This window comes from Streptomyces sp. NPDC053493, assembly GCF_044544825.1.
GTDB lineage: Bacteria > Actinomycetota > Actinomycetes > Streptomycetales > Streptomycetaceae > Streptomyces.
Window position 1 is genome coordinate 315,538 of sequence record NZ_JBITXS010000006.1, and the last position, 12,358, is coordinate 327,895.

At 72.4% G+C, this 12,358-nt stretch carries 13 protein-coding genes; 12 read left to right on the forward strand and 1 reads right to left on the reverse strand.

The window, feature by feature from the left end; all coding sequences use genetic code 11:
* Window positions 1-139 precede the first annotated feature (139 nt).
* Window positions 140-2,344, reverse strand: a complete 2,205-nt coding sequence (locus tag ACIGO8_RS20040) for an elongation factor G-like protein EF-G2 (protein WP_399732059.1) — start codon at window positions 2,342-2,344, stop codon at window positions 140-142.
* Window positions 2,345-2,640: 296 nt separating this feature from the next.
* Here ACIGO8_RS20040 and pgsA point away from each other — a divergent pair, with 296 nt between their 5' ends.
* From pgsA to yajC, 12 genes are all read left to right on the forward strand, one after another.
* Window positions 2,641-3,300, forward strand: a complete 660-nt coding sequence (pgsA, locus tag ACIGO8_RS20045; RefSeq protein ID WP_399732062.1) for a phosphatidylinositol phosphate synthase — start codon at window positions 2,641-2,643, stop codon at window positions 3,298-3,300.
* A complete protein-coding gene (locus ACIGO8_RS20050) occupies window positions 3,297-4,202 on the forward strand; it encodes a phosphatidylinositol mannoside acyltransferase (protein ID WP_399732065.1) in 906 nt (301 codons plus the stop codon). Before pgsA ends, ACIGO8_RS20050 begins: the two co-directional genes overlap by 4 nt.
* Complete coding sequence (locus ACIGO8_RS20055) at window positions 4,199-5,353, forward strand: glycosyltransferase family 4 protein (RefSeq protein ID WP_399732068.1); 1,155 nt, start codon at window positions 4,199-4,201, stop codon at window positions 5,351-5,353. Before ACIGO8_RS20050 ends, ACIGO8_RS20055 begins: the two co-directional genes overlap by 4 nt.
* 91 nt (window positions 5,354-5,444) lie before the next feature.
* Entirely contained in the window at window positions 5,445-6,080 is a 636-nt protein-coding gene (locus ACIGO8_RS20060; protein WP_399732071.1) for an MBL fold metallo-hydrolase, read from the forward strand.
* A gap of 11 nt (window positions 6,081-6,091) precedes the next feature.
* A complete protein-coding gene (locus ACIGO8_RS20065; protein WP_399732073.1) occupies window positions 6,092-6,634 on the forward strand; it encodes a hypothetical protein in 543 nt (180 codons plus the stop codon).
* Between the two features lie 125 nt (window positions 6,635-6,759).
* Complete coding sequence (gene pdxS / locus ACIGO8_RS20070) at window positions 6,760-7,674, forward strand: pyridoxal 5'-phosphate synthase lyase subunit PdxS (protein WP_399732076.1); 915 nt, start codon at window positions 6,760-6,762, stop codon at window positions 7,672-7,674.
* Window positions 7,675-7,680: 6 nt separating this feature from the next.
* A complete protein-coding gene (gene pdxT / locus ACIGO8_RS20075) occupies window positions 7,681-8,271 on the forward strand; it encodes a pyridoxal 5'-phosphate synthase glutaminase subunit PdxT (protein ID WP_399732079.1) in 591 nt (196 codons plus the stop codon).
* Window positions 8,272-8,333: 62 nt separating this feature from the next.
* Entirely contained in the window at window positions 8,334-9,086 is a 753-nt protein-coding gene (locus tag ACIGO8_RS20080) for a YebC/PmpR family DNA-binding transcriptional regulator (protein WP_399732082.1), read from the forward strand.
* Between the two features lie 122 nt (window positions 9,087-9,208).
* A complete protein-coding gene (ruvC, locus tag ACIGO8_RS20085; RefSeq protein WP_399732084.1) occupies window positions 9,209-9,820 on the forward strand; it encodes a crossover junction endodeoxyribonuclease RuvC in 612 nt (203 codons plus the stop codon).
* The gene (ruvA, locus tag ACIGO8_RS20090; protein WP_399732087.1) at window positions 9,817-10,446 is read left to right on the forward strand and encodes a Holliday junction branch migration protein RuvA; all 630 of its coding nucleotides are present in this window, start codon (window positions 9,817-9,819) and stop codon (window positions 10,444-10,446) included. The genes ruvC and ruvA overlap by 4 nt, the downstream gene beginning before the upstream one ends.
* 50 nt (window positions 10,447-10,496) lie before the next feature.
* The gene (ruvB, locus tag ACIGO8_RS20095; RefSeq protein ID WP_399732441.1) at window positions 10,497-11,579 is read left to right on the forward strand and encodes a Holliday junction branch migration DNA helicase RuvB; all 1,083 of its coding nucleotides are present in this window, start codon (window positions 10,497-10,499) and stop codon (window positions 11,577-11,579) included.
* 179 nt (window positions 11,580-11,758) lie between these two features.
* Window positions 11,759-12,229, forward strand: a complete 471-nt coding sequence (gene yajC / locus ACIGO8_RS20100; RefSeq protein ID WP_399732443.1) for a preprotein translocase subunit YajC — start codon at window positions 11,759-11,761, stop codon at window positions 12,227-12,229.
* Window positions 12,230-12,358: the final 129 nt, after the last annotated feature.

Here is a 12,358-nt window from a genome sequence, read left to right on the forward strand (position 1 = left end):
CGACGACGGATGCGTCACCGGAGCGCGAGGGGTCGGCCGGATGCGTGAGGGGTCGGCCGGATGCCGCCCGCCGCGGGGAAGTCGGCGGACGGCACCCGGCTGTCAGCCCGTCAGGACCGCGGCCCCGCGCCGCCGTCGCTCACGCAGCCTTCTCCGCCTTCTCGCGGACCTTCTCCGCCAGGTGCGCGGGCATCGCCTCGTGCCGGGCGTAGGTCCGGTCGAAGCTGCCCGTGCCGTGCGAGACGGACCGCAGGTCGATCGCGTACCGCCCGATCTCGATCTCCGGCACCTCCGCGCGCACCACCGTCCGCCCGGCGCCCGCCTGTTCGGTGCCGACCACCCGGCCGCGCCGGCCCGACAGATCGCTCATCACCGGACCCACGTAGTCGTCCGGGACCAGCACCTGCACCTCGGCCACCGGCTCCAGGAGGTGGATCGGCACGTCGGCCGCCGCCTCCCGCAGGGCCAGCGCGCCCGCCGTCTGGAAGGCCGCGTCGGAGGAGTCCACCGAGTGCGCCTTGCCGTCGCGCAGGGTGACGCGGATGTCGACCAGCGGATATCCGGCCGCCACGCCGCGGGCCGCCTGCGCCCGCACGCCCTTCTCGACGGACGGGATGAACTGGCGCGGCACGGCCCCGCCGACCACCTTGTCGACGAACTCGATGCCGCTGCCCGCCGGCAGCGGCTCCACGTCGATCTCGCAGATCGCGTACTGGCCGTGCCCGCCCGACTGCTTCACGTGCCGGCCGCGCCCGGCCGACGGGGCGCCGAAGGTCTCGCGCAGCGACACCTTGTGCGGCACCGTGTCGACCTGGACGCCGTAGCGGCCGCGCAGCCGCTCCAGGGCCACGTCCGCGTGCGCCTCGCCCAGGCACCACAGCACCACCTGGTGGGTGTCCTGGTTCTGCTCCAGGCGCATCGTCGGGTCCTCGGCGACCAGCCGGGCCAGGCCCTGCGAGAGCCGGTCCTCGTCGGCCTTGCTGTGCGCCTCGATGGCCAGCGGCAGCAGCGGCTCCGGCATCGACCACGGCTCCATCAGCAGCGGTGCGTCCTTCGCCGACAGCGTGTCGCCCGTCTCCGCCCGGGCCAGCTTGCCCACACAGGCGAGATCACCGGCCACGCAGTGGGCGAGGGTGCGCTGCTGCTTGCCGAACGGCGAGGTCAGCGCGCCCACCCGCTCGTCGACGTCGTGATCCTCGTGGCCGCGGTCCGCGAGCCCGTGGCCCGAGACGTGCACGGTCACGTCGGGCCGCAGCGTGCCGGAGAACACCCGCACCAGCGAGATCCGGCCCACGTACGGGTCCGAGGAGGTCTTCACGACCTCGGCGACCAGCGGCCCGTCCGGGTCGCAGGTGAGCGCCGGGCGGGCGGCGCCCTCCGGCGTCGTCACGGCCGGCGCCTCGCGCTCTAGCGGGCTGGGGAAGCCGCCGGTGATCAGCTCGAGCAGCTCGACCGTGCCGAGGCCCTGCTTCCCGCCGTCCGCCGCCGGCGCCGCGGCGAGCACCGGATGGAAGGTGCCGCGCGCGACCGCCTTCTCCAGGTCGTCGATCAGTGTCTTGAGGTCGATCCGCTCGCCGCCGAGATAGCGGTCCATCAGCGTCTCGTCCTCGCTCTCGGCGATGATCCCCTCGATCAGCCGGGCCCGGGCCTCGTCGAGCGGCGGCCGCTGCGCCTCGTCGGGCGGATCCTCCCGCCGTACCCCGGTGGAGTAGTCGAAGATCCGCTCCGACAGCAGGCCCACCAGACCCGTCGCCGGCGCGTGCCCGTCGGCGCCCTCCGCGCCGCGCACGGGCAGGTACAGCGGCAGTACGGCGTCGGGATCGTCGCCGCCGAAGAGCGAGGCGAGCAGCTCGGTCAGCCGCGTGTAGTCGGTGCGGGCCGTGTCCAGATGCGTCACGACGATGGCCCGGGGCATGCCGACCGCGGCGCACTCCTCCCACACCGCCCGGGTCGAGCCGACCACCGCGTCGGCCTCCTGCGCCGCCGAGACGACGAAGAGGGCCGCGTCCGCGGCGCGCAGACCGGCCCTCAGCTCCCCGACGAAGTCGGCGTATCCGGGTGTGTCCAGAAGATTGATCTTGTACCCGTCCCATTCGACCGGGACGAGGGAGAGCTGTACGGAACGCTGCTGGCGGTGCTCGATCTCGTCGTAGTCGGAGACCGTCCCGCCGTCCTCGACGCGCCCGGCCCGGTTGACCGCGCCCGCGGTCTGGGCCAGGGCCTCGACGAGGGTCGTCTTGCCCGATCCGCTGTGGCCGACCAGCACCACGTTCCGCACGGCCGAGGGCCGGTCGGCCGTTGGAGCCCTGCCGGCGGCTCCGTGGGGGTTCGCCTTGTCGCCCATGATGTTCCTCCCGACTGCTCGTACCGCTCGTACGGTGAGGTGGGGGACGCGGGCGCGGGGGAGTGGTGCGGCGGCTCGGCCGCCGGCTGCGGCTCCGGCGATGCCCGCGGTTGTCCTTCGAGCTTTGCACCGACGTCACGGTGCGTCCATACGTCGTACGCGCGCCCGGCCCGCGCACGGGTCCCGACGCGGCGGGCGGGTGCCGCCGCTCCGGCGAGGGCCCGCGTGGCTACGATGGGCGAGCCGGTGGCCGTAGGGGCCGCGCGGCCCACGAACCTCGGGAAGGCCACAGGGCCATGCTGAACAAGTACGCGCGTGCGTTTTTCACGCGTGTCCTCACACCGTTCGCCGCGTTTCTGCTCCGCCGGGGCGTCAGCCCCGACACCGTCACGCTCCTCGGCACCGCGGGAGTCGTGGCCGGCGCGCTGGTCTTCTTCCCCCGCGGCGAGTTCTTCTGGGGCACCATCGTCATCACCCTGTTCGTGTTCTCGGACCTCGTCGACGGCAACATGGCCCGGCAGGCGGGCATCTCCAGCCGCTGGGGCGCCTTCCTCGACTCCACGCTCGACCGGGTCGCCGACGGCGCGATCTTCGGCGGCTTCGCCCTCTGGTACGCCGGCGGCGGCGACGACAACGTGCTGTGCGCCGTGTCGATCTTCTGCCTGGCCAGCGGCCAGGTCGTGTCCTACACCAAGGCGCGCGGAGAATCGATCGGCCTGCCGGTCGCCGTCAACGGACTCGTCGAGCGGGCCGAGCGCCTGGTGATCTCGCTGGTCGCGGCCGGTCTCGCCGGACTGCACACCTTCGGCGTGCCCGGCATCCAGGTCCTGCTGCCCGTCGCCCTGTGGATCGTGGCGGCCGGCTCGGCCGTGACCCTGGGACAGCGGGTCGTGACCGTACGCAGGGAAGCGGCGGAGGCGGACGCCGCCTCCCGGGGGAGCGAGGCGACGTCATGAGCGGACTCAAGGACACGGTCAGCGACGGTCTGTACGGCCTCGGCTGGGCCACCGTGAAGAAGCTGCCCGAGCCGGTGGCCAGAGGCCTCGGCCGGCGGATCGCCGACACCGCGTGGAAGCGGCGCGGCAAGAGCGTCCTGCGCCTGGAGTCGAACCTCGCGCGGGTCGTGCCCGACGCCTCCCCGGAGCGGCTGCGGGAGCTGTCGAAGGCCGGCATGCGCTCGTACATGCGCTACTGGATGGAGTCCTTCCGGCTGCCCACCTGGAGCCGGGAGCGCGCCGCGAGCAGCTTCGACCCCAAGGACGTCCACCACCTGACCGACGGGCTCGCCTCCGACCGCGGCGTCATCCTCGCCCTGCCGCACATGGGCAACTGGGACCTCGCCGGCGTGTGGGTCACCCGCGCCCTCGGCGTGCCCTTCACCACCGTCGCCGAGCGGCTCAAGCCCGAGTCGCTGTACGACCGTTTCGTCGCCTACCGCGAGTCGCTCGGCATGGAGGTGCTGCCGCACACCGGCGGCGCCGCGTTCGGCACCCTCGCGCGGCGGCTGCGGGCCGGCGGCCTCGTCTGCCTCGTCGCCGACCGCGACCTGTCCGCCTCCGGCGTCGAGGTCTCCTTCTTCGGCGAGAAGGCCCGGATGCCCGCGGGGCCCGCGATGCTCGCCCAGCAGACCGGCGCGCTGCTGCTGCCCGTGACGCTCTGGTACGACGACAGCGACGTCATGCGCGGACGGGTGCACGCGCCCGTCGAGGTGCCCGAGTCAGGCACCCGCGCCGAGAAGACGTCCTCCATGACACAGGCCCTCGCCGACGTCTTCGCCGAGGGCATCGCCGACCACCCGGAGGACTGGCACATGCTGCAGCGACTGTGGCTCGCGGATCTGGAGGAACGGCGCCCTTGAGAATCGGCATCGTCTGCCCGTACTCGTGGGACGTGCCGGGCGGCGTCCAGTTCCACATCCGTGACCTCGCCGAACACCTGATCCGGCTCGGTCACGAGGTCTCCGTGCTCGCTCCCGCCGACGACGAGACACCGCTCCCGCCGTACGTCGTCTCGGCCGGGCGCGCCGTGCCCGTGCCGTACAACGGCTCCGTGGCCCGGCTCAACTTCGGCTTCCTGTCGGCGGCCCGGGTGCGGCGCTGGCTGCACGACGGCACCTTCGACGTCGTGCACATCCACGAGCCGACGTCGCCGTCGCTCGGGCTGCTCACCTGCTGGGCGGCGCAGGGGCCGATCGTGGCCACCTTCCACACCTCCAACCCGCGCTCGCGGGCGATGATCGCCGCGTATCCGATCCTCCAGCCCGCGCTGGAGAAGATCAGCGCGCGGATCGCGGTGAGCGAGTACGCGCGGCGGACGCTGGTCGAGCACCTCGGCGGCGACGCCGTCGTCATCCCGAACGGCGTCGACGTCGACTTCTTCGCGCGGGCCGAACCGAAGAAGGAGTGGCAGGGCGGCACGCTCGGCTTCATCGGCCGGATCGACGAGCCCAGGAAGGGCCTGCCGGTGCTGATGCGGGCCCTGCCGAAGATCCTCGCCGAACGCCCCGACACCCGGCTGCTGGTGGCCGGCCGCGGCGACGAGGAGGAGGCGGTGGCCTCGCTGCCGCGCGAGATGCGCGCCCGGGTCGAGTTCCTCGGGATGGTCAGCGACGAGGACAAGGCCCGACTGCTGCGCAGCGTCGACGTGTACGTCGCGCCCAACACCGGCGGCGAGAGCTTCGGCATCATCCTCGTGGAGGCCCTCTCGGCCGGCGCGCCCGTCCTGGCCGCCGACCTCGACGCCTTCGCGCAGGTCCTCGACCAGGGCGCCGCCGGCGAGCTGTTCACCAACGAGGACGGCGACGACCTCGCCGCCCGTGCGATCGCCCTCCTCGGCGACGAGGCCCGCCGCGAGGAGCTGCGCGAGCGGGGCTCCGCGCACGTCCGGCGCTTCGACTGGTCGACGGTCGGCGCGGACGTCCTGGCGGTCTACGAGACGGTCACGGACGGCGCGGCCTCGGTGGCCACGGACGACCGCGCGACCGGACTGCGGGCCCGCCTGGGCCTCTGAGCGCGGGCGGGCACCGGCCCCGGCGGTTGGCCGCGTGGGGCCGGGCAGGATCGCGGTGGTTGGCCGCGCGGGGGCCGGGCAGGATCGCCGCATGCCGACGATCACACGTCTCGACCTGGGATGGTTCACGCGGCCCGCCGAGGAATGGGGCGGGCCCCACGACCGGCGGGAGGCCGTGCTCGGATATCTCGTTCGCCACGACGCCGGGGCGCTGGTGTTCGACACCGGGATGGGGACCGGGTCCCCGGAGACCGACGCCCACTACCGGCCGGTGCGCCGGCCGCTCCCCGTCGGACCGGACGACGTGGACCTCGTGGTCAACTGCCATCTGCACTTCGACCACATCGGCGGCAACCAGCTCTTCCCGGACACGCCCGTGCTCGTCCAGCGCACCGAGCTCGCCACCGCCCGCGCCGGCGGCTACACCATCGACTCGCTGCTGCCGGGCGTCCGTTACGAGGAGATCGACGGCGAGCACGTGATCGCGCCCGGCGTGCGGATCGTGCCCACGCCCGGGCACACCGAGGGCCACCAGTCGCTGCTGCTCGACCACGGCGACCGGGTGACCCTCCTTGCCGGGCAGGCCTACGACTTCGCGCACGAGTTCGGCAGCCCGTACCGCCCCTGGCTCGCGCGGATCGGGGAGCTGGCGGCGGGCCGGGAGGTGCGGGCCTTGTTCGCGCACGACCAGGAGGTGTGGCAGGGGCGGCTGCCGGCGCCCCGGTAGCCTGTGCGCCCGTGACCGAAACCCTGATCTGGACCGTCGTCGCGCTGATCCTCGTCGGCGTCTACCTGAGCTGGACCGCCGGCCGGCTCGACCGGCTGCACACCCGCATCGACGCCGCGCGGGCCGCGCTCGACGCGCAGCTGCTCCGCCGCGCCTCGGTCACCCAGGAGCTGGCCACCTCGGGAGTCCTCGACCCGGCCGCCTCGATCGTCCTGTACGAGGCGGCGCACGCCGCCCGGCAGGCCGAGGAGGACCAGCGGGAGGTCGCCGAGAGCGAGCTCAGCCAGGCGCTGCGGGCGGTGTTCGGCGAGCCGGAGCAGGTCGACCTGGTGCGGCAGGCGCCGGGCGGCGAGGAGGCGGCCACGGAGCTCGCCGCGGCGGTGCGCCGGGTGCCGATGGCGCGCCGCTTCCACAACGACGCGGTCCGCGCGGCGCGGGCGCTGCGGCGTCACCGCAAGGTGCGCTGGTTCCGGCTGGCCGGTCACGCCCCGTTCCCCATGGCCTTCGAAATGGATGACGAACCGCCCGTGGCCCTTGCGGATCGCCCTGCCTGAGGCCCTCTCACCTTCGTAAGCTGCGAAAACGATCCACCGGCTGCACATTGGCCCTTGATGTGGACCGGGCCCGGCCTGTTTCCTCGCTCTTGTCGTCAACCCCGTTGTCACAAGTGAGGTACCCCGTGTCCGCCACGCCTTCCACCACCCCCCAGTCCCCCGAGACCGGCACCGCCCGCGTCAAGCGCGGCATGGCCGAGCAGCTCAAGGGCGGCGTGATCATGGACGTGGTCAACGCCGAGCAGGCGAAGATCGCCGAGGACGCCGGCGCCGTGGCCGTCATGGCCCTGGAGCGGGTCCCCGCGGACATCCGCAAGGACGGCGGCGTCGCCCGCATGTCCGACCCGAACATGATCGAAGAGATCATCGGCGCGGTCTCCATCCCGGTCATGGCCAAGTCCCGCATCGGCCACTTCGTCGAGGCCCAGGTCCTGCAGTCCCTCGGCGTCGACTACATCGACGAGTCCGAGGTCCTGACCCCGGCCGACGAGGTCAACCACTCCGACAAGTGGGCCTTCACGACCCCCTTCGTCTGTGGCGCCACCAACCTGGGCGAGGCCCTGCGCCGCATCGCCGAGGGCGCGGCCATGATCCGCTCCAAGGGCGAGGCCGGCACCGGCAACGTCGTCGAGGCCGTCCGCCACCTGCGCCAGATCAAGAACGAGATCGCCAAGCTGCGCGGCTTCGACAACAACGAGCTGTTCGCCGCCGCCAAGGAGCTGCGCGCCCCGTACGAGCTCGTCAAGGAGGTCGCCGAGCTCGGCAAGCTGCCGGTCGTGCTGTTCTCCGCCGGTGGCGTGGCCACCCCGGCCGACGCCGCGCTGATGCGCCAGCTCGGCGCCGAGGGCGTCTTCGTCGGCTCCGGCATCTTCAAGTCGGGCGACCCGGCCAAGCGCGCCGCCGCCATCGTGAAGGCCACCACCTTCTACGACGACCCGAAGATCATCGCGGACGCCTCCCGCAACCTGGGCGAGGCCATGGTCGGCATCAACTGCGACACCCTGCCCGAGGCCGAGCGCTACGCGAACCGGGGCTGGTAAGCACCCATGAGCACCACTCCCGTGATTGGTGTCCTGGCCCTCCAGGGCGACGTACGGGAGCACCTGATCGCCCTGGCCGCGGCTGACGCCGTGGCCAGGCCGGTCCGGCGCCCCGAGGAGCTCGCCGAGGTCGACGGCCTGGTCATCCCCGGTGGCGAGTCCACCACCATCTCCAAGCTGGCCGCTCTCTTCGGCCTGACGGAACCGCTGCGCGAGCGCATCGCCGCCGGGTTCCCGGTCTACGGCACCTGCGCCGGCCTGATCATGCTCGCCGACAAGATCCTCGACCCGCGTTCGGGCCAGGAGACCTTCGGCGGCATCGACATGATCGTGCGCCGCAACGCCTTCGGACGGCAGAACGAGTCCTTCGAGGCGGGCGTCACCGTCGCGGGGATCGACTCTCCCGTCGAGGGCGTCTTCATCCGCGCGCCGTGGGTCGAGTCGGTCGGCGCCCGCGTCGAGGTGCTCGCCGAGCACGACGGCCACATCGTCGCCGTGCGGCAGGACAAGGTCCTCGCGACCTCGTTCCACCCCGAACTCACCGGCGATCACCGGATCCACGCGCTCTTCGTGGACATGGTGCGCGCCGAGCGGTGACCCGGTCCCGGTAAGATCTCTCGGGTTCGTAGAGAAATTGGTTACGCGAAGGAGACAGGCAGATGTCCGGCCACTCTAAATGGGCTACGACGAAGCACAAGAAGGCCGTGATCGACGCCAAGCGCGGCAAGCTCTTCGCGAAGCTGATCAAGAACATCGAGGTCGCGGCCCGCACCGGCGGTGCCGACCCGGACGGCAACCCGACGCTCTACGACGCCATCCAGAAGGCGAAGAAGAGCTCGGTCCCGAACAAGAACATCGACTCCGCGGTCAAGCGCGGCGGCGGCCTCGAGGCCGGCGGCGTCGACTACGCGACGATCATGTACGAGGGTTACGGCCCGAACGGTGTCGCGGTGCTCATCGAGTGCCTCACCGACAACCGCAACCGCGCCGCCTCCGACGTCCGCGTCGCCATGACCCGCAACGGCGGCTCCATGGCCGACCCGGGCTCCGTCTCGTACCTGTTCAACCGCAAGGGCGTCGTCGTGCTGCCCAAGGGCGAGCTGACCGAGGACGACGTCCTGGAGTCGGTGCTCGAGGCCGGTGCCGAGGAGGTCAACGACCTCGGCGAGTCCTTCGAGATCATCAGCGAGGCCACCGACCTGGTCGCGGTCCGCACCGCGCTCCAGGAGGCCGGCATCGACTACGACTCGGCCGAGTCCAGCTTCGTCCCGACCATGCAGGTCGAGCTCGACGAGGAGGGCGCGCGCAAGATGTTCAAGCTGATCGACGCCCTGGAGGACAGCGACGACGTGCAGAACGTCTTCGCCAACTTCGACGTCAGCGACGAGGTCATGGCCAAGGTCGACGCCTGATCGCGGTCTTTCCCAGCAGCGGGCCGACGGGACACACCCCGTCGGCCCGCTGCGTTGTCGGTGGCAGCCGATAGCCTGCACAAACAGACTTGCGATCCGCTGGTGATCAGGGAGGGGGCGGCGTGCGCGTACTCGGGGTGGACCCCGGCCTGACCCGGTGCGGCGTCGGCGTCGTCGAGGGCGTCGCCGGCCGGCCGCTGACCATGCTCGGCGTCGGTGTGGTGCGCACGGCCGCGGACGCCGACATCGGCGTGCGCCTCGTCGGCATCGAGCGCGGCATCGAGGAGTGGCTGGACCGCTTCGAGCCCGAACTCGTCGCCGTCGAGCGGGTGTTCAGCCAGCACAACGTGCGCACGGTGATGGGCACCGCCCAGGCCAGCGCGGTCGCCATGCTCTGCGCCTCCCGGCGCGGCATCCCCGTCGCCCTGCACACGCCCAGCGAGGTCAAGGCCGCCGTCACCGGCAGCGGCCGCGCCGACAAGGCCCAGGTCGGCGCGATGGTCACCCGGCTGCTCCGGCTCTCCGCCCCGCCCAAGCCGGCCGACGCCGCCGACGCCCTCGCGCTCGCCATCTGCCACATCTGGCGCGCACCCGCCCAGAACCGCCTCCAGCAGGCCGTCAACGAAAACCGTCTGCAGCAGGCCGCCGCCCAGAACCGCCTCCAGCAGGCCGTCACCGAGAACCGTCTGCAGCAGGCCGCCGCCCTGCACGCCCCGAAAGGCCGCACGTCATGATCGCCTTCGTCAGCGGCCCGGTCGCCGCCCTCGCCCCCACGACCGCCGTCGTCGAGGTCGGCGGTGTGGGCATGGCCGTCCAGTGCACCCCGAACACCATCGCCACCCTGCGCGTCGGCGAGCCCGCCCGCCTCGCCACCTCCCTGGTGGTCCGCGAGGACTCCCTCACCCTCTACGGCTTCGCGGACGACGACGAGCGCCAGGTCTTCGAGCTGCTCCAGACCGCCAGCGGCGTCGGCCCGCGGCTCGCCCAGGCCATGCTCGGCGTGCACAGCCCCGACGCCCTGCGCCTCGCGGTCTCCACCGGCGACGAGAAGGCCCTGACCGCCGTGCCCGGCATCGGCAAGAAGGGCGCCCAGAAACTCCTCCTCGAACTCAAGGACAAGCTGGGACAGCCGCTCGGCAGCAGCGGCCTCGTCGGCGCCCAGCGCGGGGCCACCGGCCCCGCGCCCTGGACCGAGCAGCTCTCCGCCGCCCTCGTCGGCCTCGGCTACGCGAGCCGCGAGGCGGAGGAGGCCGTCGCCGCCGTCACCCCGCAGGCCGAGGCCGCGCTCGCCGAGACCGGCTCCGCACCCGTCCCGCAGCTGCTGCGCGCCGCGCTCCAGACCCTCAACCGGGCCCGCTGAGCCCCGCGTACGAACGAGAAGGCGACACCACAGTGAACCCGTACGACGACATGGAGCCGGCCGGCGAGGAGCGCATCGTCGGCGCCTCCGCCGAGGGCGACGACCAGGCCGTCGAGGCGGCCCTGCGCCCGAAGGACCTCAGCGAGTTCGTCGGCCAGGAGAAGGTCCGCCAGCAGCTCGACCTGGTCCTCAAGGCCGCCCGCCAGCGCGGCGCCACCGCCGACCACGTGCTGCTCTCCGGCGCGCCCGGACTCGGCAAGACCACCCTGTCGATGATCATCGCGGCGGAGATGAACGCCCCGATCAGGATCACCAGCGGCCCCGCCATCCAGCACGCCGGCGACCTCGCCGCCATCCTCTCCTCCCTCCAGGAGGGCGAGATCCTCTTCCTCGACGAGATCCATCGGATGTCCCGGCCGGCCGAGGAGATGCTCTACATGGCGATGGAGGACTTCCGCGTCGACGTCATCGTCGGCAAGGGCCCCGGCGCCACCGCGATCCCGCTGGACCTGCCGCCCTTCACCCTGGTCGGTGCCACCACCCGGGCCGGCCTGCTGCCGCCGCCGCTGCGCGACCGCTTCGGCTTCACCGCCCACATGGAGTTCTACGAGCCGCACGAGCTGGAGCGCGTCGTGCGCCGCTCGGCCGGACTCCTCGACGTCGAGATCGACACCGACGGTGCCGCCGAGATCGCCGGCCGCTCCCGCGGCACGCCCCGCATCGCCAACCGGCTGCTGCGCCGCGTCCGCGACTACGCCCAGGTCAGGGCGGACGGAGTGATCACCCGCGAGATCGCCGCCGCCGCCCTCGGCGTCTACGAGGTCGACAGCCGCGGACTCGACCGCCTCGACCGCGCCGTCCTCGAGGCCCTGCTCAAGCTGTTCGGCGGCGGCCCGGTCGGCCTGTCCACCCTCGCCGTCGCGGTCGGGGAGGAGCGCGAGACCGTCGAGGAGGTCGCCGAGCCCTTCCTCGTACGGGAGGGACTCCTCGCCCGCACGCCCCGTGGCCGGGTCGCCACTCCCGCGGCCTGGACCCACCTCGGACTGGTTCCGCCGCAGGCAGCGGGCCCGGGAGCGGGCGGCGGAACGGGGGCCGCGGCGGGAAAGGGACAACAGGGTCTGTTCGGGGCGTGACGGCGCGGAGACTCGCCCATTAGGGAACCAGGGTGCGATGCTGGGCGTTGTTCCATCGATGCGGACTCGCCTAGACTCCGCCGATGCCGCCCTTATGGTCGGCGCACCCACCCCCGAATCAGGCCGCGGAGTCTTCCCCGGCCTTGCGAAGGAAATTCCGTCCCGTGAATAACATCGGCATGCTCCTCCCGTTCATCGTGCTCATCGGGGCCATGTTCCTCATGACCCGCTCTGCCAAGAAGAAGCAGGCACAGGCGGTGGAGATGCGCAACCAGATGCAGCCCGGCACCGGCGTACGCACGATCGGGGGGATGTACGCCACCGTCAAGGAGATCGGCGACGAGACCGTCCTCCTCGAGGTGGCGCCCGGCGTCCACGCGGTCTACGCGAAGAACTCGATCGGTGCCGTCCTGGAGGACGCGGAGTACAACCGCATCGTCCACGGCGACGAGCCCGGCGCCATCGTCCCCGACGACGCCTCCTCGCTGACCGAGTCGTCGGACGACACCGCCGGTGCCGAAGCCGAGGAGTCCACCGCGGACGCCAAGGCCGACCTCACCAAGGCCGACCTCACCAAGAAGTCCGACGCTGCCGAGGGCGACAAGGGCGACAAGGACGGCAAGGCGGACGGCGAGACCGAGGCGAAGTAGTTTCGCGGCCGGAGCCGCGCGTCCGCCGACCCGGCGCGCGCGGCTCCGGCGACGGTTTCACGTCTGCGGGGGCAGGTCCCCACCACACACTTCGTGGCCGTCCCACGCCCGATCGGCGCGGGACGGTTT